Source organism: Formosa sp. A9 (assembly GCF_051200825.1).
Lineage (GTDB): Bacteria > Bacteroidota > Bacteroidia > Flavobacteriales > Flavobacteriaceae > Formosa.
In genome coordinates this window covers 1,434,219-1,459,859 of record NZ_CP195158.1, presented here as the reverse complement: position 1 = coordinate 1,459,859, position 25,641 = coordinate 1,434,219, and the positions used below count along the sequence as shown (strand labels likewise).

At 38.5% G+C, this 25,641-nt stretch carries 39 protein-coding genes; 9 read left to right on the top strand and 30 right to left on the bottom strand.

Features of this window, described 5'->3' with window-relative positions:
- The 20 genes from ACR9EA_RS06560 to ACR9EA_RS06465 form a co-directional block, all read right to left on the bottom strand.
- Nucleotides 1-1,257, bottom strand: a complete 1,257-nt coding sequence (locus ACR9EA_RS06560; protein WP_435135694.1) for a hypothetical protein — start codon at nt 1,255-1,257, stop codon at nt 1-3.
- Nucleotides 1,258-1,296: 39 nt separating this feature from the next.
- Nucleotides 1,297-2,127 carry a phage baseplate protein gene (locus ACR9EA_RS06555; protein WP_435138932.1) on the bottom strand — a complete coding sequence of 277 codons (831 nt, stop codon included), beginning with the start codon at nt 2,125-2,127 and terminating at the stop codon, nt 1,297-1,299.
- Nucleotides 2,127-2,597 (bottom strand): hypothetical protein, encoded by a 471-nt coding sequence (locus ACR9EA_RS06550; RefSeq protein WP_435138930.1) that lies wholly within the window; start codon nt 2,595-2,597, stop codon nt 2,127-2,129. Before ACR9EA_RS06550 ends, ACR9EA_RS06555 begins: the two co-directional genes overlap by 1 nt.
- Nucleotides 2,587-3,456 carry a nucleotidyltransferase gene (locus ACR9EA_RS06545; protein WP_435138928.1) on the bottom strand — a complete coding sequence of 290 codons (870 nt, stop codon included), beginning with the start codon at nt 3,454-3,456 and terminating at the stop codon, nt 2,587-2,589. Before ACR9EA_RS06545 ends, ACR9EA_RS06550 begins: the two co-directional genes overlap by 11 nt.
- Complete coding sequence (locus ACR9EA_RS06540) at nt 3,453-3,743, bottom strand: hypothetical protein (protein ID WP_435138926.1); 291 nt, start codon at nt 3,741-3,743, stop codon at nt 3,453-3,455. Before ACR9EA_RS06540 ends, ACR9EA_RS06545 begins: the two co-directional genes overlap by 4 nt.
- Complete coding sequence (locus ACR9EA_RS06535; protein WP_435138924.1) at nt 3,736-4,077, bottom strand: hypothetical protein; 342 nt, start codon at nt 4,075-4,077, stop codon at nt 3,736-3,738. Before ACR9EA_RS06535 ends, ACR9EA_RS06540 begins: the two co-directional genes overlap by 8 nt.
- Nucleotides 4,077-4,580 (bottom strand): hypothetical protein, encoded by a 504-nt coding sequence (locus ACR9EA_RS06530; protein ID WP_435138922.1) that lies wholly within the window; start codon nt 4,578-4,580, stop codon nt 4,077-4,079. Before ACR9EA_RS06530 ends, ACR9EA_RS06535 begins: the two co-directional genes overlap by 1 nt.
- Entirely contained in the window at nt 4,580-5,602 is a 1,023-nt protein-coding gene (locus ACR9EA_RS06525; RefSeq protein ID WP_435138920.1) for a hypothetical protein, read from the bottom strand. The genes ACR9EA_RS06530 and ACR9EA_RS06525 overlap by 1 nt, the downstream gene beginning before the upstream one ends.
- A gap of 48 nt (nt 5,603-5,650) precedes the next feature.
- Nucleotides 5,651-6,313 (bottom strand): DUF6046 domain-containing protein, encoded by a 663-nt coding sequence (locus ACR9EA_RS06520; RefSeq protein ID WP_435138918.1) that lies wholly within the window; start codon nt 6,311-6,313, stop codon nt 5,651-5,653.
- Complete coding sequence (locus tag ACR9EA_RS06515; RefSeq protein ID WP_435138916.1) at nt 6,313-8,238, bottom strand: tape measure protein; 1,926 nt, start codon at nt 8,236-8,238, stop codon at nt 6,313-6,315. Before ACR9EA_RS06515 ends, ACR9EA_RS06520 begins: the two co-directional genes overlap by 1 nt.
- Before the next feature lie 178 nt (nt 8,239-8,416).
- On the bottom strand, nt 8,417-8,653 hold the full coding sequence (locus ACR9EA_RS06510; RefSeq protein WP_435138914.1) for a hypothetical protein: 237 nt from the start codon (nt 8,651-8,653) through the stop codon (nt 8,417-8,419).
- A gap of 11 nt (nt 8,654-8,664) precedes the next feature.
- Complete coding sequence (locus ACR9EA_RS06505; RefSeq protein ID WP_435138912.1) at nt 8,665-8,964, bottom strand: hypothetical protein; 300 nt, start codon at nt 8,962-8,964, stop codon at nt 8,665-8,667.
- Nucleotides 8,964-9,377 carry a hypothetical protein gene (locus ACR9EA_RS06500; RefSeq protein ID WP_435138910.1) on the bottom strand — a complete coding sequence of 138 codons (414 nt, stop codon included), beginning with the start codon at nt 9,375-9,377 and terminating at the stop codon, nt 8,964-8,966. The genes ACR9EA_RS06505 and ACR9EA_RS06500 overlap by 1 nt, the downstream gene beginning before the upstream one ends.
- An 8-nt stretch (nt 9,378-9,385) precedes the next feature.
- The gene (locus ACR9EA_RS06495) at nt 9,386-10,609 is read right to left on the bottom strand and encodes a DUF2586 family protein (RefSeq protein WP_435138908.1); all 1,224 of its coding nucleotides are present in this window, start codon (nt 10,607-10,609) and stop codon (nt 9,386-9,388) included.
- A 15-nt stretch (nt 10,610-10,624) separates the two neighbouring features.
- The gene (locus tag ACR9EA_RS06490) at nt 10,625-11,047 is read right to left on the bottom strand and encodes a hypothetical protein (protein WP_435138906.1); all 423 of its coding nucleotides are present in this window, start codon (nt 11,045-11,047) and stop codon (nt 10,625-10,627) included.
- A 21-nt stretch (nt 11,048-11,068) separates the two neighbouring features.
- Nucleotides 11,069-11,428 (bottom strand): hypothetical protein, encoded by a 360-nt coding sequence (locus tag ACR9EA_RS06485; protein WP_435138904.1) that lies wholly within the window; start codon nt 11,426-11,428, stop codon nt 11,069-11,071.
- A complete protein-coding gene (locus ACR9EA_RS06480; protein ID WP_435138902.1) occupies nt 11,425-11,889 on the bottom strand; it encodes an N-acetylmuramoyl-L-alanine amidase in 465 nt (154 codons plus the stop codon). Before ACR9EA_RS06480 ends, ACR9EA_RS06485 begins: the two co-directional genes overlap by 4 nt.
- Nucleotides 11,879-12,205: a phage holin family protein gene (locus tag ACR9EA_RS06475; protein WP_435138900.1), complete on the bottom strand. Its 327-nt coding sequence runs from the start codon at nt 12,203-12,205 to the stop codon at nt 11,879-11,881. The genes ACR9EA_RS06480 and ACR9EA_RS06475 overlap by 11 nt, the downstream gene beginning before the upstream one ends.
- Nucleotides 12,206-12,273: 68 nt before the next feature.
- Nucleotides 12,274-13,182 (bottom strand): hypothetical protein, encoded by a 909-nt coding sequence (locus ACR9EA_RS06470; RefSeq protein ID WP_435138898.1) that lies wholly within the window; start codon nt 13,180-13,182, stop codon nt 12,274-12,276.
- 3 nt (nt 13,183-13,185) lie between these two features.
- Nucleotides 13,186-14,160, bottom strand: a complete 975-nt coding sequence (locus ACR9EA_RS06465; RefSeq protein ID WP_435138896.1) for an HK97 family phage prohead protease — start codon at nt 14,158-14,160, stop codon at nt 13,186-13,188.
- A 181-nt stretch (nt 14,161-14,341) separates the two neighbouring features.
- On the opposite strand from ACR9EA_RS06465, the gene ACR9EA_RS06460 reads away from it, so the two are divergent.
- The 5 genes from ACR9EA_RS06460 to ACR9EA_RS06440 are packed head-to-tail and all read left to right on the top strand — an operon-like array spanning nt 14,342 to nt 19,574.
- Nucleotides 14,342-14,785, top strand: a complete 444-nt coding sequence (locus ACR9EA_RS06460) for a phage terminase small subunit-related protein (RefSeq protein WP_435138894.1) — start codon at nt 14,342-14,344, stop codon at nt 14,783-14,785.
- Entirely contained in the window at nt 14,785-16,314 is a 1,530-nt protein-coding gene (locus tag ACR9EA_RS06455; protein ID WP_435138892.1) for a hypothetical protein, read from the top strand. The genes ACR9EA_RS06460 and ACR9EA_RS06455 overlap by 1 nt, the downstream gene beginning before the upstream one ends.
- 2 nt (nt 16,315-16,316) lie before the next feature.
- On the top strand, nt 16,317-16,772 hold the full coding sequence (locus ACR9EA_RS06450) for a phage protein Gp36 family protein (protein ID WP_435138890.1): 456 nt from the start codon (nt 16,317-16,319) through the stop codon (nt 16,770-16,772).
- Nucleotides 16,741-17,991, top strand: a complete 1,251-nt coding sequence (locus ACR9EA_RS06445; RefSeq protein ID WP_435138888.1) for a phage portal protein family protein — start codon at nt 16,741-16,743, stop codon at nt 17,989-17,991. The genes ACR9EA_RS06450 and ACR9EA_RS06445 overlap by 32 nt, the downstream gene beginning before the upstream one ends.
- Before the next feature lie 23 nt (nt 17,992-18,014).
- Nucleotides 18,015-19,574, top strand: coding sequence for a phage head morphogenesis protein (locus ACR9EA_RS06440; RefSeq protein ID WP_435138886.1), 1,560 nt, complete (start codon nt 18,015-18,017; stop codon nt 19,572-19,574).
- Here ACR9EA_RS06440 and ACR9EA_RS06435 read toward each other — a convergent pair.
- A complete protein-coding gene (locus ACR9EA_RS06435) occupies nt 19,551-19,790 on the bottom strand; it encodes a hypothetical protein (protein ID WP_435138884.1) in 240 nt (79 codons plus the stop codon). The two genes, ACR9EA_RS06440 and ACR9EA_RS06435, sit on opposite strands and share 24 nt — an antisense overlap.
- A 26-nt stretch (nt 19,791-19,816) precedes the next feature.
- Between ACR9EA_RS06435 and ACR9EA_RS06430 the strand changes: the two genes are divergently transcribed.
- On the top strand, nt 19,817-20,365 hold the full coding sequence (locus ACR9EA_RS06430) for a hypothetical protein (RefSeq protein WP_435138882.1): 549 nt from the start codon (nt 19,817-19,819) through the stop codon (nt 20,363-20,365).
- Between the two features lie 38 nt (nt 20,366-20,403).
- Nucleotides 20,404-20,859 (top strand): hypothetical protein, encoded by a 456-nt coding sequence (locus ACR9EA_RS06425; protein WP_435138880.1) that lies wholly within the window; start codon nt 20,404-20,406, stop codon nt 20,857-20,859.
- Between the two features lie 53 nt (nt 20,860-20,912).
- On the opposite strand, the gene ACR9EA_RS06420 is transcribed toward ACR9EA_RS06425, so the two are convergent.
- The 3 genes from ACR9EA_RS06420 to ACR9EA_RS06410 form a co-directional block, all read right to left on the bottom strand.
- On the bottom strand, nt 20,913-21,158 hold the full coding sequence (locus ACR9EA_RS06420; protein WP_435138878.1) for a hypothetical protein: 246 nt from the start codon (nt 21,156-21,158) through the stop codon (nt 20,913-20,915).
- Nucleotides 21,159-21,327: 169 nt separating this feature from the next.
- Nucleotides 21,328-21,645: a hypothetical protein gene (locus ACR9EA_RS06415; RefSeq protein WP_435138876.1), complete on the bottom strand. Its 318-nt coding sequence runs from the start codon at nt 21,643-21,645 to the stop codon at nt 21,328-21,330.
- A gap of 27 nt (nt 21,646-21,672) precedes the next feature.
- Complete coding sequence (locus tag ACR9EA_RS06410) at nt 21,673-22,185, bottom strand: hypothetical protein (protein WP_435138874.1); 513 nt, start codon at nt 22,183-22,185, stop codon at nt 21,673-21,675.
- A 79-nt stretch (nt 22,186-22,264) separates the two neighbouring features.
- On the opposite strand from ACR9EA_RS06410, the gene ACR9EA_RS06405 reads away from it, so the two are divergent.
- Together ACR9EA_RS06405 and ACR9EA_RS06400 are read left to right on the top strand one after the other, a co-directional pair.
- Nucleotides 22,265-23,230: a hypothetical protein gene (locus ACR9EA_RS06405; RefSeq protein WP_435138872.1), complete on the top strand. Its 966-nt coding sequence runs from the start codon at nt 22,265-22,267 to the stop codon at nt 23,228-23,230.
- 1 nt (nt 23,231) lies between these two features.
- Nucleotides 23,232-23,792: a hypothetical protein gene (locus ACR9EA_RS06400; RefSeq protein ID WP_435138870.1), complete on the top strand. Its 561-nt coding sequence runs from the start codon at nt 23,232-23,234 to the stop codon at nt 23,790-23,792.
- Nucleotides 23,793-23,835: 43 nt separating this feature from the next.
- On the opposite strand, the gene ACR9EA_RS06395 is transcribed toward ACR9EA_RS06400, so the two are convergent.
- The 6 genes from ACR9EA_RS06395 to ACR9EA_RS06370 all read right to left on the bottom strand — a co-directional run bounded on the left by ACR9EA_RS06395 (nt 23,836) and on the right by ACR9EA_RS06370 (nt 25,580).
- Nucleotides 23,836-24,072: a hypothetical protein gene (locus tag ACR9EA_RS06395; protein WP_435138868.1), complete on the bottom strand. Its 237-nt coding sequence runs from the start codon at nt 24,070-24,072 to the stop codon at nt 23,836-23,838.
- A gap of 23 nt (nt 24,073-24,095) precedes the next feature.
- Nucleotides 24,096-24,434 (bottom strand): DUF7220 family protein, encoded by a 339-nt coding sequence (locus tag ACR9EA_RS06390; RefSeq protein ID WP_435138866.1) that lies wholly within the window; start codon nt 24,432-24,434, stop codon nt 24,096-24,098.
- Entirely contained in the window at nt 24,421-24,792 is a 372-nt protein-coding gene (locus tag ACR9EA_RS06385) for a hypothetical protein (RefSeq protein ID WP_435138864.1), read from the bottom strand. The genes ACR9EA_RS06390 and ACR9EA_RS06385 overlap by 14 nt, the downstream gene beginning before the upstream one ends.
- Nucleotides 24,789-24,992: a hypothetical protein gene (locus ACR9EA_RS06380; protein WP_435138862.1), complete on the bottom strand. Its 204-nt coding sequence runs from the start codon at nt 24,990-24,992 to the stop codon at nt 24,789-24,791. The genes ACR9EA_RS06385 and ACR9EA_RS06380 overlap by 4 nt, the downstream gene beginning before the upstream one ends.
- A 120-nt stretch (nt 24,993-25,112) precedes the next feature.
- Nucleotides 25,113-25,406, bottom strand: a complete 294-nt coding sequence (locus tag ACR9EA_RS06375; protein ID WP_435138860.1) for a hypothetical protein — start codon at nt 25,404-25,406, stop codon at nt 25,113-25,115.
- 45 nt (nt 25,407-25,451) lie between these two features.
- Nucleotides 25,452-25,580 carry a hypothetical protein gene (locus ACR9EA_RS06370; protein WP_435138858.1) on the bottom strand — a complete coding sequence of 43 codons (129 nt, stop codon included), beginning with the start codon at nt 25,578-25,580 and terminating at the stop codon, nt 25,452-25,454.
- Between the last annotated feature and the right edge of the window lie 61 nt (nt 25,581-25,641).

Here is a 25,641-nt window from a genome sequence, read left to right as displayed (position 1 = left end):
TTATCCCGCTTGTGTTATTGTTGTCCATACCGTGCCGTCGTACAGGCGTTCTACCGTTATTAAATTAAGTACCGTGCCATCGTAAGATCCTGTTAGGTTGTTTGTCCAAGTGACTGGTAATGTTAAACCATAATCGCCAGTTGCGTATATAGTTAACACTTTACTGGTGTTTGTAGGCAAGTTCCAATCTTCTGTAATGGTAAAGTTTTGCGAAAGGGTTAATATTATAGTCTCTGTCCATAACCAATCTACTTCGTGCGCCACCCCAACAGACACGTTTAAACAGCGGTCGTGCATGGTAGCTCGCACCGTACTGGCTTTTAAATACCCTTCGCTTGCATGGTTACCCCAACCAAAAGCAGACTCCCAATTACTTATTTGTGTTTCTGTAATCGCTTTTACATAGCTTGGTACAGTAGGGTCGGTTTCATTTCCAGATCCTTCTCCTGATCCAAACCCTTGAGCATTAACCCATTCTTGAGTAGCTAGGGTTCCAGAGCTATTTGGTATATATAGCAATATAGCAGCCATTACTTGAGAGTAATCCAGTTCCACTATGTTAAAACTATTTGTTGATTCTAGCCCTATTCTTCTGTTATCACTACCTAAGCTAATTACATCACCTAGAATTCGTGTTTCATTGCTATTAACAAAAACAGTCCCGCTATTAACATTAAAATCATTGCTAGATAGAATATGTGTTCTAACAGTCTCTATTTTAAAGAAAGCCCCTGTAATTGAATGACCTAAGTGTCTTCCTATTTTTATACCTCCATAATTCGAGCCTGAAGTTCCTATAAACAATTCAACGCCTGATGACGAATCGTTTATAATATTGTATCCAGGCAACTCACCTTCTTGCAAAGCCGCATTCCAAGTATCTATATCCTCTTCAGTTATACCTTTAACCCACATTGGTACTGTTGGGTCGGTTTCCTCAACTTCTCCGTTTATTTCTGGCTTATTTCTTATAAAATCCGCTGCTTGGTCGTCGTCCTGTTCCCAGTCAGATTGCACTTGGGGATTTAGCCCCTCCAACTTCTGCTTTTCTTCTGTAGTATAGTTGTTTTCTGTCAAACCCCAACCCTCTACCTTATCTACTTTTTGGTTGAGATAGGTGTCTAAATTTTGTACATCTGTTGTTGGTATCGGTTCGTCTTTATGACGATAGCTATCCCAAACCGCCCAAAATTGGGCTTGGGTCGGCTTCAAGCCAGTACGGAACCAGTTTTTTATTGTGCTTAAAGGTGTTGCCATAATTGTATTTTTTTTATCATCCTGAGCGGAGTCGAAGGGTTAGTTTCCTGTATAAATTATATATGCTAGCGTGTAGTACGGTGGACGGTTTTCGTGAGCTGCGCCACCACCTTCACCACTAATGGTATGGTTGTGGTTACCACTACTAGAGGTTGTTTTTGTTTCGTTAACTGTTGTTCCTGGTTGTAAGTCGGTACCACCACCACCAGAACTAGAACCTGTCTTAAAGGTCATGGTATGCGTGTGGCTGCCTGCATGGTTTGTAAAACCGCCGTGGTTGTGGTTTGGCATTTCGTTTACCGTAAGGGTATGCGTTTTTTCTCCGCCTGTTTTACCTATGGCATTATAATCGGTGTCTGTTGAATGGTAGCCTACTATAAAACGCCCACGTAAATCGGGAGTGCCATTGGTACCGTCGCATAGTTGCCAGCCTGTAGGAATGCTGGCCACAGAACCGCTGTATAATTGTGGGTTGGTGTTTGGCGGTAGGATGCGACTCGCTAAATCCAACAAGGTACCAGCACGTTTAAAATCGCTCCAATTTATAGCGCCAGTTCCTGAAGCAAAGGTTACATAGCGCGTATATAATACTTCTTTAGCCTGCCCGTTTTCAAACTGTTTGCTACTTACTTCCTGTATTACCCGAACTGTAGATTGAACAGCTCCACCACGAAACTCGAATACTTCGCCATTTAAATAAACTACACCGTTAGCAACGGTACTACCATTTACTTCGCAGCCTTTTATAATAGCCTTATCACCAGCAATGGCACCCAAAGCATTAAACAACCCGTATGCGGTTTGCATAGCATCTAGAGTATCTGTCTCTAAAGGAAACCCTCCTGTTTGTAAAAAATTCTGTTTATTCATTACCCTAATGTTTCTATAATTAAATAGCGTTTTCCGCCCAATCTGTAAAAATCTATCATTGCCCGCACCTCGTAACCGTGATTGGCTACAATAGACTTAGGCACGTACACCAAAAAATCTGCACCACCAGCAAACTCTAACGACTGATACAACCAGAGTTTCCCTAAATATTTTGTTTGGTTTTCTCCTGGTGTATAGATATATGTTTTTGCGGCCGAACCTCCTGTACCATCTATATAAATGCGTCTATCAGATGGATCAAACTCATCGTTCAAGGCACCACGCATATAACAAACTTGCCATGTATGTTCTAACTGATATAAATGTTCTTGCCGCATGGCATACCAATCGTCGTACAGCTTACGCAATGGCGCTACCAAAGCTTCAACCAAAGCCCCTAAAACGGGTTTCCGTAAAAAGGTTGGTAACAGGTTGTAAGCCAATAACTGAATGCTAAGTTTATCCCACATAAGCAATATTATCGAAGTTTACCACTTTAAAATATCCGCTTTCCGGAATACGTTTTACATCTACAGACACCGGACTACCATAATCGTTCAACATTGGGTCTATCCATGCCGTTTCTATGTTTACTGCAACAGGCGTAATTACACCCGCTGCGTTATTTTTTATGTAGTTTAGAAAGTCGAAGGTGTTAAACTCACCATCAAAAGGCAGGAGCTTCATATAATCTGTAATGGCATTTTGCACAGGATATTCCCCTGTTTTAATTTCCATTCCATTAGCATTTAAAACTAACGGATCGTAGTATATTTTTAAGTTTAAATACAGTAAATCGGGCAGATAATTTATAATGGTTATTTGCACGCCTGCGGGTCTAAATTCCTCTACATACGCATTAAACGCAATACGCTGTTCGTCTGTAATTGGTGCTAGTTCTTGGTTGGTTTCGCCTGCAATTTTCAGCACAACACGGCTTACATCTACACTCTCGTTTACCGCGGCATATTTTACAACCTTACTAGCCTCTATTTGGTCGGCTGTGGCATTGGTATTATCAAAATAATCTTTGTCGGTTACCAAATCGAAACCGAACTGAAAGTTTAACGACATTGTTCTATACCAAGGTAAACGCGCGTTTTTCTGTTCAAACAAACTGGTATTTACTTCTTTTTCGTGCTGGTCGAATAGCAGCTCCAACACATAAATAATATTCGTTATCAGATCGAACAAAATATTCTCTAGACTCACTAAAGAAAATTGTTCGGCAAACGTTTTAGAAACGTCTAAACCATAAGCCTCTACAACATAGGTATTACTTATAAAAGCTTCTGTAATCGTATTTTTTATGTCCTGTTTATTTCTCATCCTACAATAAAATTATCTTCAATAGCCATAAATCCTATACCGTCATTATCGGTTATATCTCCGCCTGTAGCCCCCGTAAACAAGGTAGCAGGCTCAGCAGCATTAAAAAATCTTACTACCGTTTGCTTGGTTACCCCAGAAGCTTTTAAACTACCGCCAACGGTTAACACATCTGTAATACCTACATTGTTTAATATGGCCATAGCCAAAACGTTATCTATACTACCCGTAAGTTGTACCGTTTTATCTAAAAACGATTGCCCTGGTTTAACCATGTTCTTACTCATAATACGCTTCTATTTGCACCTTATTTATGTTGTACAGTTCTAGTTTTTTAATCTTTAGGCCGTCTCTCGAAAACTGGTCGCGAATCTTGTGGCGGTACTCCAACAACTCATCGTCTAACAAATTATCGTTAAAGCCAATGCCCAAAGTGGGCTGTTCTTTAAAATCGTTGGGCTGACCTATTAACAAAAAGGCTTTGTTTTGCTCTAAAGTGTGCCCTACCACCAAACCAGTAGTTATTTTGATATCGGCATCGCGTTTTACCTGGACCTTTAAATCCAACACATCGCCTTGATCTGTATTATCTATAACCTGTATGCCTATATCTTTACCCACTATTTTAAAAGTGTTTTAAATTTTATTTCAAATTGTTCTACGGCCAATAATGTTTCTGGTGTAAGCGCCGTACTCGGCCCAGAAGGTGTAACCACTTTAAACTGTTTTAACAAGTCGGTTAAATCCTGAAACAACTCGTTAATGGAACACGAGCCGTTTTCAATTCCAATTTTATTATCGCTACTGTCAACTAATACTTTTAAATCGCCTTGTACGAGTTCAATCTTTTCAACTTCATCTACTTTTATGATGGTTAAATTGTCCAGCTTTCCGCTAAGACTCAACAACAAAACCATAGTATTGACCTTTGGTGTTACCAGGACAAAGCTTTCGTTTTCGTTACTGGTTGCTTTTAGCTTTACATCGCTTAGCTGCAAGCCGCCTTTTAGCTCAACTGTACACACGTCGCCAGCCACGTTTAACACCTTTGCCGGAATAGGTAAATTGGGGTTTGCCCCCACTATTTCGCGCAATAATCTTTTTATTTCTGTTACGTCTGGCATTAGCTTAATTTTATTCCTGGTGTTATGGTGCGCTTACCGCCCGCCGCGCTTAAACTTGTGGTTACACTTTTCACGTAATACCACGCTGTTTTTTCGGGATAATCTTCATCTTTTATTCTTGCGGAATAGGTTGGCTTACATACTGGAACCAACCATGTGTCGAAACTACCTTCGTAACCTGCCGAGCTATGTTTTATTAATTCGGCATCTGCTACACGTTGCATAGAAGCTTCATCCATTGCACCAACCTTTAAGGTCATTTTATCACCTCCAGTTGTACCTGCCGAAACCTGTTTAACATTCCCTTTTACATCGGTACTTTCTACTATTACTTCTACTTTAGCATCTAACTTATTGTTATACTCTAAACTGGAATTTTCAATGTTTTTTTGCATGGTATAAAACACCTCACCGCCTTTTTGTATGTATGGCGGGTGAATGTGCAACACCTTATTAACCGTATCAAAATAGATATTGGCTTTGGTTTCGTCTTGAAGCTTTTTAAGCACATCGTAACCCGTTGCCTGGTGTATGATGAATTTTTCGTAATTCACATCAAAATTGCATTCCACTTTATACGATGCATCAATATGATCTATTACATATTGTGCAATACTTGTAACGCTTGTAGGTTTAAGCTCAACGTCTGGAACACCCACACGAAACAAAAACAAAGCATCTTCACACAGTATTTTTAAAGAACTATCGCTATTTGTAATATCCTGAATAAAACCGACAAATTCAGTTTCTAACTGGTTATCGTAACCCATTTTAATAAGTACCTCGGTACCACGACCTATTTTATTTTCAAAATTTATAGGGTCGTTCATAACTGCTTCGGGCAATACAATAGTGGCGGTATCTGCCAAATTATCTACACTAGAGATTATTTCGCATTCTGCCAATAATGCCAACTGATAGCGTCTGCCTTCGGTATTCTTAAATTCTATGTACCAATCTATGTTTAGCACGCGGTTGTCTTCTTTTTTTTGATCTGGAGTTATACACTTTAGGGGCTTCAATTTTGAAACATCGTAATCCTAAAATTGGGTCGTAAATAAATTCAATCATCAATCGCTTATGTCTAGTAATAATTTGTAATCAAAATCGCTGTACGCCTTAATCTCGTAAGCCTGTACATTTTCGCCTTTGGTGAACGGATAACTAAATTCTTCTATAACAATTTGGTTAATGCCTAGAAGCTGCAAAGGCTCGCAAAACACCTTTAAACTTCTAGGAGCAATCATAAAATCGCGTAAACGTTCAAAATCTTCAATGGGAAAACAATCGGAAACATCGCCAGTTAACAAACTGCCTATTAACACACCTGTAATAGTAATTTCATAATCGCCCTGCGTCCAACGCTCTTTAATACTACCTCCTAAAATCTGACCCTCTGGGGTTTTAGATTTTGCTACATGGCGTCTTACTATGGTGTTCTTACCCTTAATGTTTAACATAGGTTCGTAAGGCAATAGATACTTTACTCCGTCGTCGCCCACAAAGTAAAACGGGAAAAACTGGTCGCTTTCTGCTGTGGGGTTATCGGCTTGCCACAAGGCTCCATCTACATTATAATTTGATGGTTCCACTCGGCTCTGGTTTGTAAAGCCTAAAAACGGTATAGGTGGCAAAACGTGTTTGCTCAACTCGTTTTGAACCACTTGTAAACGTTGGGTAGGCTTTACCCCTACCAAACTCGAAAACAATAAGCCTCTTTTATCTAATTCCATTAACTTCCTGCTGTTGTGGCCATCGCTAAAGTTCTTACCAAAGCATCTACACTTTGATCTTGCATTTGCTTGGCACTGTCTTTAAAATCGTCGCCTTTTATGTTTAATATCCCTATAAGATTTTCTAAACTTATGGTGATGTAATTGTGTTTTGTGCCACCTGTAACGGTTGCCGTATTGGTTTTTTTATTGGTATTGGTGTTATTTGTATTTAAACCGGTATTAACTTGCCCTTGTGTCCCTGGTGTTTTTGGAGGTGCAATACCTAAACGACTCATTACATCGTTTTTAATATCGCCCAACGATTTATCGTTTACAGACAAACTATTAAAACCAGCTACAAAAGCACCAGCAGACTCTTGGCCTTGCTCGATTAAGCGTTTTCTAGTGTTTTCTATAGCTTTTAAGCGATCGTTACTTTCTCTTTGTATTTGAGCTAAACCAGCTTGCGCCCCGTCTTCATCCCAAAGGCCTTTAAGTTTATACCAGGCAACTTTTATCGCATCAATCCCCGAAAGAATAAGATGTTCCCCACTTAACCATTCTAGTTTAACAAAACTCATATAAGCGCCCCAAAGCGATTTAATACCGCTAACCGTATTGTTCCAAGCTTCACCCCAACCATCTATTTTATATATTAAATACCCGATAAGGCCTATAAGCGCAACCACGCCCGCAATTATCCATGTTACAGGATTAGCCAACATAGCGGCATTAAGTTGCCACCATGATGCCGTTTGCATGTTATTAGCTAGAGTTAACAAACCTGTCCAGGTTGTTTGCACCATGGTTGCTATTTTCATTACCGTCATAGCTGTCGCCATACTTAGTATTAAACCTGTAGCCATAAGGATAATGGGATTGCCTTCTTTAAACTGATCTACTAAATAAGCCATGCCAGAACCCACTGCATCTAAACCGTTAATACCTAAATCTAACAAGGCACTAGCAACAGGTTGTATCACTCCAAAAAGTGCTAAGAACTTTTCTTCTAGGCTATCCATAAGCGTACTAAAACGACCGCCTAATGTTCGGCTCATTTTATCGGCCATACCGTTAAACTGGCCACCTTCAGAAGTTGCAGATATGAAGGCCTTTTCTACCATTTCGGCAGAAATAGCCCCTTTGGACATATCCTCTTTTAGATCGCCTATACTTTTGCCTGTTTGCTTAGAAATTTCGTTTAAGGGATTAAACCCTGCATTAATCATTTGAAGTAGATCCTGTCCGGTTAGCTTGCCCGTACTACTCATTTGCGAATAGGCCAAAGCTAACGAACGCATTTTGTTGGCGTCGCCCATGGCAACGTCTCCAATAGCCTTTAAGCTTGGCATAATCTTTTCTTGAGCAATTCCAAAACCCAGCATGGTTTTAGTAGCATCGCCCAAGCCTAGTTTTTTGTATGGTGTTTTCTTAGCGTATTCACTAATTTCCTGCATCATATCTTTGGCAGCGTCTTCGCCTCCTAAAAGCACTTCAAAAGACGTTTGTTGCATTTCTTGTTCTATACCAACACGCAACGACTTACCAACGGCAAGGCCGCCCATTACTAGCGGATTGGTCAACAAACCTGACATTGGTATCTGGCTAAACGCATCTTGAAACCAGCGTTTAGTACGACTACCATTAATGTTCTCGAACTTGTTTATTTCTGAAGTAAGGCGTTTTATTTCGGTATTGTATTTTCGAATGCCTTGAATGTTGGACTGCGGAATCCAGTCGCGTTCACTTTTTAAATGTTCAAGCTTTCTTTGTAACGCTCCAACAGAATTGCCCGTACCTTTCATAATACGGTCTACTTCTTTGGTCTGGGTTTCTAACTTTGCGAATATGTTTAATGCAGCATCAGAGTTCACACCAATTTTTTGTAAATTAGCACTCATCTGATCCTTTAAACTTAATGTATATTCTAATAAATTAGCCATACCGTGGTTGTAACGATTATAATACTTCTGGGTTTGTTATTAACTTTTAAGCGTTGGTCTACTAAGCTTTTTAGCACCTTGCTTATGCCTGTATTTCCTTTTGTTATTGCATTTAGTATAAAAAGCGAAAGGCCAATATTAGCTTTCGCCTTAGCGTTTATCTGGAGTCTGGTTTACCTTATTTTTGGTATTGCTTGTTTTCTTCTAACCTAATCCATCGTAACTCCACTACACGCATTGCCCATTCTTGTTCTGTAAGCGTGTAAGGATCTATGTTTAGATAATACCTTAATGATATATTTGTTTGACGTAGCCAACTGGTCCATTCAAACATGAGCTTACACCACTCCTTTTCTGAAACGTTATTGGGTTTTCGAGCAGTTTCGGGAGCAGGTACATCTTGCACCCACTCCAAAGAACTGCCCGCTAAAGCTTTTCCAGGCCTGCGGAAACAGTCTCTACGGTTTCCATCATTTTTGAAGCTGCTGCGGTAAGCTTAGTTTCGTTTGCCGTAACATCGTCACCACCTAAAAAACACGTTTTAAAAAGTGTTGTATTGTAGGTTATAAATTTGCCTGCCTGCAATAATGGTTGTACTGCTTCAATCTCTTTAATTCTAGGAGAACGTACATAACACACTTCTCCTGTCTCTAAAGGAATACGCCAAATACAATCGCCATACTGTGCTTTCCAAGCGTCAATCTGTTCTTGCGTCACCTCTACCATTATGCTTGATTTTTAAGTTTTAAGAATACAAACGGTAAGGTTATTTCCATAAACTTATCGCCTTGTTTTAGCTCCTTAGCGGCTTCGGTAAAACGAATACCTAGGGCTCGATCTGTTTGTATTGGGTCTCCCGCACTTGGGTTGCCATAAGCGAATAAGCCGTCTAGACTTAAACTTAAAATACTGCCATTTCCCGCACGTACTAAAGCTTCGTAATCGCTTTGCAACATTGCTATTTCTCCATCGAAAGCAACATTCCCGCTTTGAATGGAATGCGGATAACGTCCTTTAGCATATAACGGCTCACGCTCTATTTTTTCGGTATACTTCACCGCTCTTATCCCGGTGATGTCCTGACCGCCTAATATTAAAGTGAGGTCTGCCCACTCGTATTGTCTTGAATTGAATGCCATATCTGGTTTTAGTTAAGTTCTACATCGTACCCTAATAATATATCTACCCAACGGGCATAGCCTTTTGGCCTTACCTTTAACACCATTGAAATGGTATTGTTTGCAGACACATTAGCTTCAAGGTCGAAAGCGGCTTGAACGCCTAAATCGTTGTTGTCTGATTTGTCTCTGGACAATTCGCCCCGCTCGGTCATTTGGGTGAAAATTTCGCTTTCTATTCGCCCTTCTACATCTTTTGCGTAAATAGGATCTATAGTACCATCGTTGGTTAAATCGAAATCGTTAAGTATTTCGTAACTGGCAACATCGTGAGCTACCCTGAAGGCCTTATCTATGGTTCTGCGACGGCTTATATAATGGTAATCATCGTCAACATCGGTCGCTAACGGTCCATCTGTAATATAATAACCCGCTTTTGCAATGTGAGTTCTGAAAGTAATATAGCCCTTATCGTGAAGGCTTTCTACATCGTAAGCCTCTACAACATCGTCTACAATAAAAGCCGTTAATGTTTCTAGGGCCCCATTTTTTACCTTGCCCGGACTTTCTTGCACTTGGGTTCTGGCCAATCTACCAGCAAGTAAACTTGTAGATGCTCCTAAGGTGGCAACATCGCCAGTTCTAGGCTCGGTAGCTCCAACAAAAACACCAACACGGTTATTGCTTTCTGTTGACAAATCGGCTAAATCGGTATGCGTACCATTAAACGCATAAGCCTCTAAAATGGTGAAAAATGGCGCGTATTTATTAGCTGTGTAATTTTCTGCTAACGTTTGCGCCTTAGTTCTAGCCTCTGCTACATCTGCATCTAAACCATCTTCTATTGTTGGGGCATACGTACCGTCTGGAGAAAATGCCGTGAAAAGAGCGCTTAATTTTCCGTTAGCAGCATCCAACAACGCTTCTACTGGTGCTTTTCCTGTTCCTGCGTCTGGAGTAAACCAGTCGCTAACCTTATCGGTTTTAGCAAAACCCATTAACCAAAGCTCGGTACCTTCGCCAGCTTCGGCAAAAAACTCGCTTAACCAACGGTGCAAGGCATAATTATTTACATCGGGTACAATACCCAGTTTAGCGACATCGGTCATGCCCTTAACAACGTAAGCCGTGTTAAGCACAAAAGTATCTGCAACAGCGACTGCCGAGGCCAACAAACCGAAAACACCATCGGCAGAAGGTACTACTGTACCGATATTGCCATTGCTAAATTTTATATTTATTCCTGGTAACATATTCTGTTATTTAAATTACTCCTTGTCTTGGTTTGGCTCAGTTGCAGCATCTTTTTTATCTGCATCATTAGCCTTAGAAGCTTGCAAAGCTTTTATTCTTTCTTCGCCTGCTGCCTTTACCGTTTTTGCAGTTTCGCCCACTAATGCAGATTCTACTTCATCTACAGTTTGCATAGCGTTAATAGCATCTACCCGTAATTGCGCTTTTTGCATTGGTGTAAGCTCTTCGTTTGCATTGGCATTGGCTACCGTTTTAGCTTGTGGAGTAGATACCTCGATTGGTTTAGGCGATGGATTAACAACCTCTTCGATTTTTTTATCTTTCAAGCCGTCTGCATGCATCTTGGCGTGATGATGTTTATAAAATTCTTTTCCGTCTGACGTTTTAAAATAGCGTTCTAAACTCGGTTGTTTCTCGAATACTTGATCTTTGCTCATGATATGTAATTTTAGGTTTTGTTACTGGTTCTTATTTTTACCGCCAAACAAGCGACGGAAAAACCCCTTTTTTGGTTCAGGTACTGGGGTGCTGTCCTGTAAATGTTGATTAACCTCGATAGCTTCAATTGCATTATTGCTATCAGGTTTAATAATAATATTGATCGGCTCGCTCTTACTGGCTTTAATCTTGCTAAACTCGTTAGTTACCTTGTTATTAATAGCCGTGGTGTTTTTCTGTATGGCCTGTTCTATTAAAGCCTTCTGGTTGTCCAGCATTTTTTCAGCCGTAGTAACAGATACTTTGTACCCGATGACCACACCTACTAAAATTCCTAACAAAAGGATTAATATGTTTTCGGCGGTGTTTTTCCAGTTCATAATCCAATGTTTTTATCGTTAACTCCTATATGTTGTAACCAGCTTGGAACATGAAAGCTCGGACAATCTTTTGCGGCAATTTGGTTATGCCCAATTACTTTAATATCTGGATGGCGTAAAACCATGAATTTAACATAGGTTTCAAGGGCTTTTAATTGGGCTTTCGTTCTGGTGTCTTTTGCTGGTAATCCTGCTTTGTTTTCGCAACCTCCCGCATATACCACATGACGCGCTTTGCTGTTATAACCTTTAGCGCCATTAGTTAGCTCCCAAGGATCTACTTGATCGTCCTGGTTAAATTCCTGAAGGTTTACCAAAGTACCATCCAATTGTATTAAATCGGAATACCCTACACGCGACCAACCACGGCCAACTAAATGCCATTGCTCAATATCGGCTTTGGTAACTTCGCGCCCTTCTGGGGTAGCTGTACAATGAATAACTAGATATTTAAGCTTCATCTTCTGTTTTATTTACTCGTAACCTTATTTTTACCCAATCGCTAGCATAACTAATAATAGTTTGAAACTCGTTAAGGATATCATTAGAAAATACCCCTGCTAAAGCGCAAGCAACAAACACGACTTCCTCTGGAGCTTGTAAATAATTGTTCAATAGAATACCTACCGACAAGCCCATAAATGACGAAACAACCAAAGTGCTTATAAATTTCTTTAAGGTCATTTTGTTTCTAAATCGGTGTATAATCGCACCTATTAAACCGCCTAGGGCAAATAGTCCGAATTTTTCTGCTAGTTCTAGTATTAACTCTCTCATGTCTAAAAAGAAAAGGCTACCGCTACAATGGCAGTAGCCTTTTAGTTAATTAATGGCAAATATTTGGGTTATATTATGGCTCCTATTTTCTTTGCTTGGTAAGGTGTAGCAACAAAGTAATGGCGGTAGTTCAACATATTAGCCTGAGTGGTTGGGCTGTCTGCCGCCTTAGAGAAATACTGTTTTGTAATACCTGTTTTCTTTGCAATTCCTGAAGGGGCAAAAATTACAGAGGCTTCTGTATCTCCTGCTACAGCCGCAGCACCGTAAGCCTTTTTAACACCGGTATTATCGTATAACGGATGTATACCTTCCTCAAACTTATGAAGTTGGAATCCAGCGATAACAGGGGCTGGAGTTCCCTCTTTATAGTTTACTAATTGATCTCCAAAGTTCTTACGGTCTAATAACAGATCGTTCCAGTGGTTATTATTCAATACTACACGAGCACCTTTCCAAGGACATCTACGTCTGGCTTCAACTAAGTCTTCGTAAACTAAACGTAAACGACCATCAGCATCAGCTAAATCATCCGCACCTCCTGTAGCTTGAATCACTGGAGTATCGGCTGTATTTCCTGCTGGCGCGATAGAGTGTAAAGATTTATTAAACTTAGCATCTAAAATAGAACTAGTATGCGATTTGGTGATAGCATCAATCTTATCGTAAGAAGCCCCCATTGCGTCATCATCTTTTAAAGATGTTGCTTTAGTCTGGAACTTATCCAAGGTAATTTCAATGGTACCATCTTCGTACTCTTGTACTTCAATTGGATATGTATTGTTGTTAATTAAAACATCTACATCAAAATCTGTAGCCGCTACATAGATCTTTTGTTTTTCGGTTACTGTACCACCGTTTATTGTGGTTACATCTACTGGTATTTCGGTAATACCTTCTAACCATGTAGCAACAATGGCCTTTTTCAGGTTATCTATAACCCTACCGTTCCATATTTCGGGAAAATTTGCTGGCATATCTTATTGTTTTGGGGTGAATAATTGTTTGTAAGCCTCGGTGTTTTCTGCTTTAAAAGCTAATTGCTGTTCAAGGCTTAACTTCATAAAGTCCTCTACCGTCTTAACTTCGCCAGATCCCGATTCGCCTCCTGTAACCTGTGCTGCTAAACTTGCTTTACCAGGAATAGCCGCAAGCGTACTATCTAACAGGCTTTCATTAGCAATACCTAGGTTTACAAATTCCTCGATTTTATCGGCGTTAATTTTACCTGCCTTATGGGCTAACTGCACTTTGGTTTTAATGCCTTCTAACGCTTTAACTTCCTCAGCTTGCTTTAAGGCATTGTACTTTAACTCAGCTGCGTTTTTCTCAGCTTGCAGCTTCACGACACATTCACTTACCGCGTCGGCGTCGTGCTCTAATTGTGTTGCTGCAAAGCCTAATGCTAAAGCCGCAGCAGATGTTAATGTGATTTTCATATCTGTATTTAAATTATTAAGGGTTGGGGGGATAACTTCGGGATTGGTTACCGGTTGCACCGCTAAACACAAGTTTTGCACTTCCTGTTCGGTTAATGGTGTATCGCTATCGTCTACATAAAGCCTAATCGCATTGGCGTTACTTGGTACCGCAACTATAGACACTTCGTAGAGTTCGCATTTTTCTAACACCAATTCACCCGCTACAAATTTTAAATCGTCGCGGTTAAAACGCACACCCATAGAGCAGCTCTTTATAAAACCACGATTTACTTTTCCCGCAATTACAGCTGCGGACTCATCATCGCTATCAAATACCGGTAATCCTGATAAAATACCCTTATCCGCCTTAAAGTCTTCCCACATACCTATAACCGCTCTTGTGCTATTAATATGAGAATCCAGCATGATCGGGTTTTTAGTGAACCTCGTTAGGTCAATACCGCTTGTAGGGATAAAGAATCCGTAGCTGTTTTTTTGGGCTTCGTCGTTAAAGACAAATCTTGTTTTTGGCATAAATGCGCTTTGATTGTTATGACTAATTCAGGTGACAAATATTAGCCATACCAAAAGCCTTTACAAATAGTTACAAATACACTTAACACTAGTGTTTATAAGGCTTACAAGGCTGAAAACCTGCTTTACAGCTTTTTTATTTAGGGGTTGGTTTTTGTCAATTTTGCTTAAAATCGAGCACATGGGATTAAAGAAAACAGAGGCTAAAGAGTATGCCAAAATGCTCTATATCGATACTTCACAGAAACTCACCATTAAAGAAATATCCGAACGCGTTGGCGTACGCCCCGGAACCGTTAGCAAATGGATTAACGACGAAGAATGGGATAAGCTGCGAAAGTCTTTAATGGTAACCAGACAAAAAATGATTGCCGATTTGTACGATCAATTAGAGTGGTTAAACGATGACATTAAAAGTCGTGACATTAAAGTAGCCGAAGCCAAAGAAGCCAATACCATTGCTGTAATTACATCATCTATAAAACGTCTGGAGACCGAAACCTCTATAGCCGAAGTTTACGAAGTTGCTACCTCTTTCCTTGACTTTGTAAAACCTATGGACTTCGATTTATACAAAAAGCTTATCCCTGTTTTCGACGCTTTTATTAACGCTAAACTTAAATAATGAGTAAAGCCGAAGACAAAAAGTATTATGAACTCTGGCAGCAATACCGCGAAAACACATCGAGGGCTACTCCTATTGATTTAAACGAGACGCCCGCGGAGAAAAAGAAGCGTATTGACGATTTAGAGGCTAATCCTGAGAAATGGTTTAAATACTATTTTCCGAACTATTACACCAGTGATCCGGCACCGTTTCACATAAAAGCCACCAAAAGGGTTTTAGAGAATCCTGAATGGTACGAAGTGAGATCTTGGTCTCGTGAGCTTGCTAAGTCGGCAAGAACCATGATGGAGATTTTATACTTAACCGTAACTGGGAAGAAGAAAACCGTGTTAATGGTTTCGGCTACTAAGGATGATGCTGAACGTTTATTGTTACCTTACAAGGTTAACTTAGAAACAAACCATAGACTTATAAACGACTATGGTACACAGCAAAGTTTAGGCAAATGGGAATCTGGAGACTTTAAAACCAAAAAAGGAGTTTCTTTTAGAGCTATTGGAGCAGGCCAATCACCTCGTGGTACCAGAAACGAAGCTAGCAGACCAGACGTTATCTTAATTGATGATATCGACACCGATGAAGAGTGTAGAAATAAGGAACGTATTAAAAACAAATACGAGTGGATTTCCAGCGCATTATACGCATGTAGATCTATTAGCGAGTCTTTACTTTGGATTGCTAACGGTAACATTATAGCTAAGTATTGTTGTATTACCGAAATGGCCAAGGTCGCCGACAAACATGAAATTATTAACATTCGTGACAAGGATGGTAAAAGTACATGGCCATCTAAAAATACCGAAGAGTTTATTGATCGCACCTTATCAAAACAACCTTGGAGTGCACAACAAAAGGAATACTACAATAACCCAGTTAAAAAGGGAGATGTATTTAAGGAGATTACATTTGGCAAGTGTCCGCCATTAAAGTATTGTGACCAGGTTGAAATTTATGCCGATCCGTCCACCTCAAACAAAGACAGAGGAGCTAACAAACAAGCTTCTTATAAATCGGTTGGTGTTATAGGGCGAAAAGGACGAAAGTTTTATATATATAAAGTTTGGCTTTTACAAACCAGTAATTCAAAATTTATTACTTGGATGTATGAAGCCTATCTATATTGTAAAGATAAAGGTGTCGATACCTTACGAGTATCTATTGAAAACAATTCCCTTCAGGCCCCACATTATGAACAAGTATTACTACCGTTGATTTATCAAATGGCAGACACCTATGGGTTTACATTACCCGTTACTGAAGACAAACGCAATAAACCCGATAAGTTTTTTAGGATAGAAGGCACCTTAGAGCCTTTAAACCGTTTAGGCAACCTGATTTTTAACATCGCTGAAAAGCAAGATCCACACATGGTGCGTATGGAAGACCAAATGTTAGGCGTAAGCTCAACAGCGAGTGTAATGGATGGTCCCGATATGGCAGAAGGGGGCGTTTGGAAACTCCAAAACAGACAAATGAGAAAACAAACCACCTATGCTTACGGGCAAAGGGAATCAAGACACTATTAATTATGTTTATAAACGAAGCAGATTTAGAAAGCGGGATTTATGGTTACCAGATAGACCAGATTACCGAAGGCGACAACAACATTGTAAGTATTGCTATGGCTGCCGCCGAAGAGGAAGTACGCAGCTACCTAAATGGCAATAACCGTATAGAGAATTTCGACGGGCGTTTGCGTTACGATGTCGATGCCATTTTAAGCGCCGAAGATGGCGACCGCAATCCCTTAATCGTTAAACATGCTGTTACCATTGCCAAATGGTGGATTGTCGAGTTATGTAATGCCGATATTATTTACGAGCAAGCTAAAGAGCGCTACGACCGTAGTATTACATGGCTTACCGATTTACGCGACGGCACGGTAAACCTTAGCACCTTACCCCAATTAAGCCAAGAAGATTTAGACGCCGATGAGCGCCAACCTTTTAGTTATGGATCACGCCCAAAATTTAACCACGAGTAATATGCAGAATGCACGTATAGGGAAAACCACCCAAGCCACTTTAGCCAATGTTAAAACCAACGCTAAACAACCAAACATAGCCACTACTATAGTTCCTAAGGCTGTAGCTCGTATTCGTCAGGATATAAAAAGCTGGAACAAAGCTTTGCAATTAACAAAGATAGAAGACAATCCTAAATGGTATTTGTTCCACCAACTTTTAGACGAAATTGGTCTAGATGCCCTATTAACCTCACAACATAAAAACCGATTACTAAAAGCGGTTAAAGAGCCTATTTTACTGAAGAAAAAAGGCAGCAACGATATTGACCAGGTACAAACCGATTTTATAAATAACGCTACGTTTACCAATGCCATAAATACGCACATATTAAACAGCAAATACAAAAGGCATTCTTTAATAGAATTTTCGTTTAATGATGACGGAAACCTAAAAGTAAACCTTATACCCCGTACCAATGTAGATCCAACCTTTGGAGCTGTTTATCCCGATTATACTGAAGACAAAAAAATACTATATCGCGAGTCTTCAGAATATGGCACTTGGCTTTTAGAGTTTGGCGAAGACGATACCGATTACGGCTTATTTAACAACGCTGTGCCCCACGTATTATTTAAACGCTTTGCACAAAGCTGTTGGAGCGAGCTTTGCGAGATTTACGGTATTCCGCCAAGGTATATGAAAACAAACACCCAAGATCCAACCATGGTACGTCGTGCCGAAAAGATGATGACCGACATGGGTGCTGCGGCTTGGTTTATTATTGATGAGTCGGAAAGCTTCGAATTTGCTAAAGGCGTTTCCACCTCTGGCGATGTGTACAAAAACCTGATTAACTTATGTAACAACGAAATCTCGTTACTTCTTAGCGGAGCTGTTATCGGTCAAGACACGCAAAACGGTAGCCGTAGCAAAGACGAAAGCGCCCAAGATATGCTACAAACGCTTATAGATAGCGACCTGCAATATTTAGAGCAACAATGGAACACTAAAGTAATACCCGCTTTAGTAAAACTAGGTGTGTTAAAAGGTGACTTGGTTTATGAGTACGAGCAAACCGAAGATTTAGAACAACTTTGGAAAATGACAAACGAAGCCTCTCAAAACTACGAGATAGACACCGAGTGGATTACCGAGAAATTCGGCATAAAAGTATTAGGTAAAAAGGAAACCCCAAACCAAAATAACTTAAACTTAGGTTTCGATTTTTTCGACTAAGCCCCAAAGCTTATTTTGGGGCATTGCATACCCGTTTAGATTTTCTGTACGATTGCCAGTGCGACACATGCAAGCACCAAACCGAAGTTTTAAATCTTGCTGCAAACCCTTTTAAAAATCTTTTAAAAGCTGCCGAAAACGCCTATAAAGCCCTGCATAAAAAAGGCAGTTACCACCCAAACGATTTAAACGAGGTGGAAGCGTACCAGGATCTTATTTTTGAAACCAATGGTATTCTATCCAGAGCGTTTAAAGATAATGATATGTCGCCTAAAATGTTGGAAAGCCTAGAAAACGACGTGTTTTTGTTTTCGGGGTTAAAAACACATGCCCAGCTGTTTGAAGCGTCCAGACTATTACTCACCGAGGATAAAACCGTGAAAAGCTTTGCAACCTTCAGTAAAGACGTTGCAAGTATAAAAAGCAATTACAACGAAAATTATCTAGAGGCTGAATACGATTTTGCAGTTGGTAGCGTGCAAATGGCAGAACGTTGGGATAATTTTAGCGATAGTAATCGGTATTACTTACAATACCGCACGGCAGCGGACGACAAAGTAAGAGACAGCCACGAAGCGTTACACGGTATTACCTTACCCAAGGACGATCCGTTTTGGGATAAGTATCTGCCTACTCTAGGTTGGCGGTGTCGCTGTACGGCTGTTCAGGTTCTAAAAGAATTAGCAGAGATATCCGACTCTAAAGAAGCTCTAAAACGTGGCGAAAAAGCCACGACCCAAGTAGGCAAGAACGGTAAAAACAAACTGGAGATATTTAGGTTTAATGCAGGAAAACAAAAAGTGGTGTTTCCGCCCGATCATCCGTATAACAAAGTTGTGGGCGCAAAAAAAGCCAAAGCAGCTACCCAAAAGCTAAATATAAAGGAGCTTAAAACTACAGCAGATGTAAACCAGCACTTTGCGGATTTTGCAAAGCAACATCCACATTATTTCGCTAAGGGTTTTAAACATATAAAAACAACTACTAAAAGAGGCGTTAACGGATACACCTACATGGAAGGCGATGTGTATTTAAAAAAGCCAATTATGGACCAGGTAAGAGAAGGCATTAACCATATTAAAAAAGGATTAAAAACTACACTAGAGCAAGAAACAGCCTTATCTACCATGCACCACGAAATACTACACAACAGCAACAAAGTGGGCAATGTACGTATGACTACATTACAGGTAAGGTACATGGAACTGGCTAACGAGTTTATTAGCAGAAAACGCCTTCCTGACTTTTTAAAGAACCTTGGCGGAAACTTAGAAAACAAAGTATTAATGAACAATCGTACTAATACGGGGTACAATACCATGGTTAGAAACTACGATGCGTTAATTGACTTTGTAAAGGGGGATAGAACCAAAATTATTAATGCTGTAGAAAAACACTTAATTAATGAGAACTACCAGATACAAGCCGAAGGATTAATAAATGCTATTGCAGACAACACCCCTTATAAGCTTAATAAAAATAATGTAAGATCTTTAATTTCTTACGGATTAAGAAGTTCCGAAGAACACTATAAAACTTACTTAAATGCGAATAAAGAATTACTCAAAACCAAAAGACGATAACTCGCTTTTGTATGCGTTCTGGATGGCGCTTTTAAGTTTTATATTTTCGGTAAGATCTGCGAAGTCTAAAAGATCTTTAATACGGGTTTCAATACTGGCTATTTGGATGTATTCGTCTTTAGTAAACTCAATACCAAATTCCTCACGAATGATTTTAACATCATCTGTAAGGTCAAAAATAGTAGTAGTTCTTAAATCGCGTTTTAATACGTCCATAATCACAAATATACAAATTTTAAAACATGTATAAGGATTTTTTAAATAACATCACCAAAGACGTTAAAGTACAGCTTAGCCAAGAGTTTGACCGTAACTTTGAGCGTAAGGCGTTCTTTGATAGAGAGTGGCCACAAACCAAGCTTAAAAACTCGCTGGGTTCCATGATGTTGCGAACAGGTCGCGGACGTAGAAGTATTAAAAGTAAATCTGTAACCGGACAAATTACCTGGTCCAGTAATTTACCTTACATGAGTTTGCATAATGAAGGCGGTGAGCTAATTGTTACCGAAAAAATGAAACGCTTTTTTTGGGCAATGTATTATAAAGCTGCTGGCGGTGTACTATACAATGTTAAAAGCAAACGGGCGGCCAACACCCAACGCAACCGAAGGTTACAAGACGAAGCCGCCCAATGGAAAGCCTTAGCCTTGCAAAAAGTGGGTGCAAAAATGACGGTCGACCAACGCCAGTTTATTGGTTGGCATCCGCAGGTAGATTTACATATACGCAAAATAGTAGATATAAACCTTAAAGAGGTAGAACAACATATTAAAAACAATTTAAAACCATGACCCTTCGACTTCGCTCAGGGTGACAAAAACAAAATTTTATGATTGAGCCAGTAATTAAAAGCATTCAGGATAAAATAGCGAGTTTAAACACGATAAAATACGTTGATGAAGATTGGGGGCAATTGGATTACTACAGCCCTAATTTTCCTGTACAATGGCCTTGTGTATTGATAGACATAACTAACGGGCAGTTTGAGAATATCGGCATCGACAAAACAGCTACGCCCAAAAACCGCCAAACGGCAAACACCTTGGTAAGCTTAACCATTGCTAACCTAAAACTAACCAATAGTAGCGGTCGCGCCCCACAATTACAAAAAGACACAGCCTTTAATATTTGGGAACTACAAGAAGACATTCATAAATTATTACAGGGTTGGCGACCTACCACCAACACAGGAACCCTAACCCGCACAGGATTTACGCGTGTAAAACGCGACGACGGTGTCCAGGAATATACGGTGGTTTATAGTATGGGTATGACGAATGTTTAACACCACTCACCACGTTCAAGCATGACGTGTTGTTTGACAAACTTTGAGTAGTGTTAAAACATGCGCATTTGGCTATCTTCTATAGCCTGAATGTCTTTAAGCTGTTTAACTACAGGTGTGCCCAGGATCTCGTAAAGGGTAGTTCTGGAAATGGCAAATTTCGGGTATATGTATTTGCGCCAAATTACGGTAGTAGGTATATCGTCGTTCTTAACCTCGTTGTAATAGTCGAGAACTTTTTGGTAACGTAGTAATTTGTTTTTCTGGATGCCGAGCTGTTGGGACTGACGCTTTGTCATAATACAAACATAACCAAAATATTAACATGGGGCAATAAAAAAAGGCTCTTAAAGAGCCTCTAATGATGAAGTGTTCTTGATGTTACTCGCGAATTCCATCAAACAAACTTAACTAATTTTTACCAATAAAAAAACCACTCGCTTAGGAGTGGTTTCTAAATGTTGAATATTATAACGTTTCTACTTTCCTTTTTAACTTTTCGATGTATTTGGGGATATCGGTTTTAAAGTACCTAGGATTTGACAATTCATCCCAAATAAGAGCTCTATCAAAGTCACTGGAGTGTTCCCCAACATACAAGACATAACAATCTGGATAAGTTTTTATCCACATTTTCGCTAAACTCAAAAGCCTCTCGACATCTCTTGTAGCCTTATCCCTTATTTGTTTGTTTTTACCTTTTGTCATGTAAAAATAGGCTTCAGAAAAATCACTATAAGTTTTATTCAATTGATTAATTATATCTTGTAATTGCTCTTTTTTCATTTTTATTCTTTAGTAATTGAATTTATCCTAAACAGACCAATTATAAATCGTCCAAACACCGCCAGAGTGTTGCATTCTCACTTTTAAACCTGTATCGCGGTTATTTACCTCTCTGTACTTGAAATTTTGTTTAACCAGGTCGTTTGTCGCACTTGGTATAAATTCCTGTTGCCAAATAGGTAATATTTTATCTAAAGCTCCAGTTACGCTTTCAAACTTGTACTGATTGTTATAAGTTGAAAACATTACACGCATGCATTTAGAACACCCAAGTTCCTCTTGATCCTTTAAGGTTTCGTCGGACAGCCCTTTTTCTATGAAATAAAACACCGCCGTTTGCTTGCTTTGTTTTGCTTTGTAAAACTGGTAACCGCTATTGGCATTAACTAACTGTTCGGCATAAGTACGTGCCGTAAGACTATCGGTTAGGCTTATATTTTGCAAAATGGTATTATAACTGCTTTCGGGCAGACTGTAACCATCTTGAGCAAAAACATAAAGGTTGCTTAGTATTAAAAATAAGGTTAGTAGGTTTTTCATATAAAAGGTATATTTACTGACATTAAAAATAACTTTTTTATTTGATTAAAAACAAAAACACAACTCTAATATCAACAAAATGACTGAAAAAAGAAACTTAGAAGTTTTAAATTTTTATATATCACCAAAAGGAAAAAGGAAAGAGAAAATTTTGTTATCTGATTTTTTAGGAGAAGATTTTTTAAATGTTTTATTTAATGACTTTGTACCCTTTTTAGACAGATACCCTCGAGACGAAAACAACAAAAGAGTTTTCAAATTATTTAAAGAAGGGGATGACGCCAGTTATTTTAGCATTGATTCTACATACAGATCTATAACTGGAATTGTAGAAACGGGAAAATATGGTAAAGAAGAAAACGTAGTAGATTCAAATAAACCTAATGATAAACCTGTCTTTAAAATCAATAAAAATCACGCTGTTCAAAAACCTTTCTTTTTCTTAGTATGTGTGTCAAACAAAAAAACAGACAACTTGTTAATTCTAGAAAGAGATGGTGTTTTAGGCATCAAACAAGTTTTTACAAAATTTTTAAAAGATTTCATTTCCACCAGATACCCTGATTACAGGTTACATGTGTATAATTTCATAGATACAGAAATTATTAAAAATTATATAACAAAAGGTGATTACAAATCGATTACCTTATCAAGAAACTCATTGCCCCACGATGTCGCAGAAAGATATAACTTAAACCACTTCGAGTCCAGAGACTTTATTGTTGAATTGAAAATAAAAACCAAAGGAAGTAATTTTATAAATGGTTATTCTAAAAAAAGGATATTAGAAATATTTGCAAATGAGAAAAGTGGTTTCTTTACTTCTGAAGAATTAAAACAGGTTGGATTTGATGACAAGTCAACAATAAAAGTTGACTCACGTTATAATAACTCTAAAAGAGTAATAAATCTTTCTGAGACAATGAAATTTAGACCTTACTACGATATTTTAGTAAACATTAACCCTGCTGGACATTCTGAATTCGATTCAATTGAAACCGAAGCTTTTAATTTAATTGATGAACTTCAATTGGAACTTTATTAAAATGAAATCTAAAATAAACTTATTCGAAATCATCCAGAAACATAATGACACATTAAAAACGTCAAACGGAAAGCTTATACCTAAAGATAAAAACATATTTTTTATCACTCCTTTAATTATAGGTATCGTTATTATAACATGGGCTGGAGCTCCTTCTGAAAAACTACTTAACCTATTTACTTTATGCTTGTCCGTATTTGTTGGACTTTTTTTAAACCTTTTAGTACTACTTCTATCTTTTTCTAAAAGCACCGATCAAACAAAAGATCTTGCAAACAGAAAAGAATTAGTAAAACAAACATTTTACAATGTTAACTACACTATAATTATTTCATTAATTTGCCTTGGTATTTTATTCTTGGCTAATTACGATTTTATTCCTGGAGACTACCAAATAAAACCGATTAATATAAAAGGCTATTGTTCTCCAAAGATCAGTATCAACAAAGTCATATCTAACATATTATATTTTGTTTTTTATACATTATTTACTCACCTTACATTAACCCTACTAATGATTATTAAAAGAATTTACAAATTATTTAATGCCGAGATAGAATAAAAAAAAAAAAAATAGGCTAGCAAAACACTAGCCTATTTTTTTATTAATTCATCAATCGCGACATCACTTCTCTAAACCTCTTTGCATCATCAACAGAAAAGGTTTCTAATCGAGCAATAGCATCTTGCTCTTTATAAAAACCAGACTTTATACTTACAGCAACGCCTTTAAAATCTGTTCTAGTTTCGACCTCATACATTTCGTCCTCATCGTTGTAATCTATAGTTAATAATACTTGTTCGTTATTTTCTAGGTCAATTAATTTTGCAAATTTCTTCATCTTTTAAATAGTGTTTAAAATTATTAATGTTTCAACCCACAATTAGAGCAGTAAAACGCGTCTTTATCTTCTACTACGGGCATGTCGTTTTCGCACTCAAAGCAATGCAACCAATACAATTTGCCGTCTGGGTATCTTAGTTTTTTAGCCTTGGTACTATCTTGGTTAAACCACCTGCGTATTACATAACCTCTTGTTATGCTAATAACCGTGAAAAACAGCGTAATTAACAGGTTTTTACTAGGCGTGGTTGCAATACCTAAAACAGGAAATATTACAAAGGTTGCGGCTAACGAGATGCCAAAACCAACGGCGGTGTTGGTAATGGCTTCAATAAAAAATTGGGTTTTAGTTTGGGTCATGGGGTTTGGTTGTTGGTTGTTGGTTTTTGGGTGTTGGGGATAAGGTTAACTCATAACTCGTATGCTCGGCATCTTTAAGATATTCATCTATTTCTTTGTGCAACACAGAGGACATACCTTTTTTATTGAAATGCCAATTGTAAAAATCATTAAGAAGCTCACGCACATGAGAAACATCTGTAGGCCAACAATCTTCAATGTTATCTGGTTGCTGATGCGCAAATCCCCATTTTGCAAATCGCGCTTTGTCTTTTGGGGTTAATGGATCTAGCATAAGTTCTATCTGATCGATTGCTGAAGCTTCATGATTCATTTGAGCAATTATATAAATGGTTCTTGCTAATTCGTGTTTTGTCATTCTTCTATAGTTGATAATAATTCTTCTAATTCAAACTTTGTATCTTCTAGCAAACCAATATTTATACAAGTTTCTTCTATATCAATTGAAACTGTTTGGCGTTGCAAATCCATACAAAATTTAATTACTCCGCAGGCGGCTAAAACTTGCGCTACTGCATTTCCAAATTCTTGAGTTACTCTTTGTTCTTCTGGTGTCATATTTTAAATAGTGTTTAAAGGTTTTGTAAAATGATTGCTAGCAACACTAGCATGATGATTATAAATGGTAGTGGGTTTGGTTCTGGCGTGCCTCGTAGGTACGGATCGTCTAACCATTCGCTATTGTGCATGGTATTCCTTTTTGACGTGGTGTATTGTAAAATGACAAAAATCTACACCAGTTAACAACCAGTCGTTCTTATCGATTTGCATCCATTTTGCCGCGATAGCCTTACTCCTTTTGTTTTCAATATTTAAAAACACAATGTTTGCTATAACATTGGTTTTAAATTCGGATAAGGCTTTGTTGTCCTGTATTAAAATTCTATCGATGCCTTTTAAGTAGCTTTGTACAGCTTCATGAAGCTTGTTTTTAGTTACCAATTGATGGCCGTTGTGGGTTACATATTTCATTGTATTAGTGTTAAAGATTATATTTTAAATTATTAGCCTTTGGGCTTATTCGGTTTCGCAAATGCCACCACAGGTTTTACAGATGTGTATTACTTTAGGATGATTTAAGTGAAACTCTAGTTTTTTGTAAGTGCCTGCGTTGCAACAGGCACTCTTTTGGGTGCTTTTGGTCATTTTTAAGGCTTTAGGCTTTAAGCAATAGGCTTTAAGCGTCTATACTCTATTTTCTATATTC

Coding starts and splice junctions, on each gene's coding strand:
- ACR9EA_RS06560 (WP_435135694.1), bottom strand. CDS start 1,257: ATGGCAACACCTTTAAGCACAATAAAAAACTGGTTCCGTACTGGCTTG.
- ACR9EA_RS06555 (WP_435138932.1), bottom strand. CDS start 2,127: ATGAATAAACAGAATTTTTTACAAACAGGAGGGTTTCCTTTAGAGACA.
- ACR9EA_RS06550 (WP_435138930.1), bottom strand. CDS start 2,597: ATGTGGGATAAACTTAGCATTCAGTTATTGGCTTACAACCTGTTACCA.
- ACR9EA_RS06545 (WP_435138928.1), bottom strand. CDS start 3,456: ATGAGAAATAAACAGGACATAAAAAATACGATTACAGAAGCTTTTATA.
- ACR9EA_RS06540 (WP_435138926.1), bottom strand. CDS start 3,743: ATGAGTAAGAACATGGTTAAACCAGGGCAATCGTTTTTAGATAAAACG.
- ACR9EA_RS06530 (WP_435138922.1), bottom strand. CDS start 4,580: ATGCCAGACGTAACAGAAATAAAAAGATTATTGCGCGAAATAGTGGGG.
- ACR9EA_RS06520 (WP_435138918.1), bottom strand. CDS start 6,313: ATGGAATTAGATAAAAGAGGCTTATTGTTTTCGAGTTTGGTAGGGGTA.
- ACR9EA_RS06515 (WP_435138916.1), bottom strand. CDS start 8,238: ATGGCTAATTTATTAGAATATACATTAAGTTTAAAGGATCAGATGAGT.
- ACR9EA_RS06505 (WP_435138912.1), bottom strand. CDS start 8,964: ATGGTAGAGGTGACGCAAGAACAGATTGACGCTTGGAAAGCACAGTAT.
- ACR9EA_RS06500 (WP_435138910.1), bottom strand. CDS start 9,377: ATGGCATTCAATTCAAGACAATACGAGTGGGCAGACCTCACTTTAATA.
- ACR9EA_RS06495 (WP_435138908.1), bottom strand. CDS start 10,609: ATGTTACCAGGAATAAATATAAAATTTAGCAATGGCAATATCGGTACA.
- ACR9EA_RS06490 (WP_435138906.1), bottom strand. CDS start 11,047: ATGAGCAAAGATCAAGTATTCGAGAAACAACCGAGTTTAGAACGCTAT.
- ACR9EA_RS06485 (WP_435138904.1), bottom strand. CDS start 11,428: ATGAACTGGAAAAACACCGCCGAAAACATATTAATCCTTTTGTTAGGA.
- ACR9EA_RS06480 (WP_435138902.1), bottom strand. CDS start 11,889: ATGAAGCTTAAATATCTAGTTATTCATTGTACAGCTACCCCAGAAGGG.
- ACR9EA_RS06475 (WP_435138900.1), bottom strand. CDS start 12,205: ATGAGAGAGTTAATACTAGAACTAGCAGAAAAATTCGGACTATTTGCC.
- ACR9EA_RS06470 (WP_435138898.1), bottom strand. CDS start 13,182: ATGCCAGCAAATTTTCCCGAAATATGGAACGGTAGGGTTATAGATAAC.
- ACR9EA_RS06465 (WP_435138896.1), bottom strand. CDS start 14,160: ATGCCAAAAACAAGATTTGTCTTTAACGACGAAGCCCAAAAAAACAGC.
- ACR9EA_RS06460 (WP_435138894.1), top strand. CDS start 14,342: ATGGGATTAAAGAAAACAGAGGCTAAAGAGTATGCCAAAATGCTCTAT.
- ACR9EA_RS06455 (WP_435138892.1), top strand. CDS start 14,785: ATGAGTAAAGCCGAAGACAAAAAGTATTATGAACTCTGGCAGCAATAC.
- ACR9EA_RS06450 (WP_435138890.1), top strand. CDS start 16,317: ATGTTTATAAACGAAGCAGATTTAGAAAGCGGGATTTATGGTTACCAG.
- ACR9EA_RS06445 (WP_435138888.1), top strand. CDS start 16,741: ATGGATCACGCCCAAAATTTAACCACGAGTAATATGCAGAATGCACGT.
- ACR9EA_RS06435 (WP_435138884.1), bottom strand. CDS start 19,790: ATGGACGTATTAAAACGCGATTTAAGAACTACTACTATTTTTGACCTT.
- ACR9EA_RS06430 (WP_435138882.1), top strand. CDS start 19,817: ATGTATAAGGATTTTTTAAATAACATCACCAAAGACGTTAAAGTACAG.
- ACR9EA_RS06425 (WP_435138880.1), top strand. CDS start 20,404: ATGATTGAGCCAGTAATTAAAAGCATTCAGGATAAAATAGCGAGTTTA.
- ACR9EA_RS06420 (WP_435138878.1), bottom strand. CDS start 21,158: ATGACAAAGCGTCAGTCCCAACAGCTCGGCATCCAGAAAAACAAATTA.
- ACR9EA_RS06415 (WP_435138876.1), bottom strand. CDS start 21,645: ATGAAAAAAGAGCAATTACAAGATATAATTAATCAATTGAATAAAACT.
- ACR9EA_RS06410 (WP_435138874.1), bottom strand. CDS start 22,185: ATGAAAAACCTACTAACCTTATTTTTAATACTAAGCAACCTTTATGTT.
- ACR9EA_RS06405 (WP_435138872.1), top strand. CDS start 22,265: ATGACTGAAAAAAGAAACTTAGAAGTTTTAAATTTTTATATATCACCA.
- ACR9EA_RS06400 (WP_435138870.1), top strand. CDS start 23,232: ATGAAATCTAAAATAAACTTATTCGAAATCATCCAGAAACATAATGAC.
- ACR9EA_RS06395 (WP_435138868.1), bottom strand. CDS start 24,072: ATGAAGAAATTTGCAAAATTAATTGACCTAGAAAATAACGAACAAGTA.
- ACR9EA_RS06390 (WP_435138866.1), bottom strand. CDS start 24,434: ATGACCCAAACTAAAACCCAATTTTTTATTGAAGCCATTACCAACACC.
- ACR9EA_RS06385 (WP_435138864.1), bottom strand. CDS start 24,792: ATGACAAAACACGAATTAGCAAGAACCATTTATATAATTGCTCAAATG.
- ACR9EA_RS06380 (WP_435138862.1), bottom strand. CDS start 24,992: ATGACACCAGAAGAACAAAGAGTAACTCAAGAATTTGGAAATGCAGTA.
- ACR9EA_RS06375 (WP_435138860.1), bottom strand. CDS start 25,406: ATGAAATATGTAACCCACAACGGCCATCAATTGGTAACTAAAAACAAG.
- ACR9EA_RS06370 (WP_435138858.1), bottom strand. CDS start 25,580: ATGACCAAAAGCACCCAAAAGAGTGCCTGTTGCAACGCAGGCACTTAC.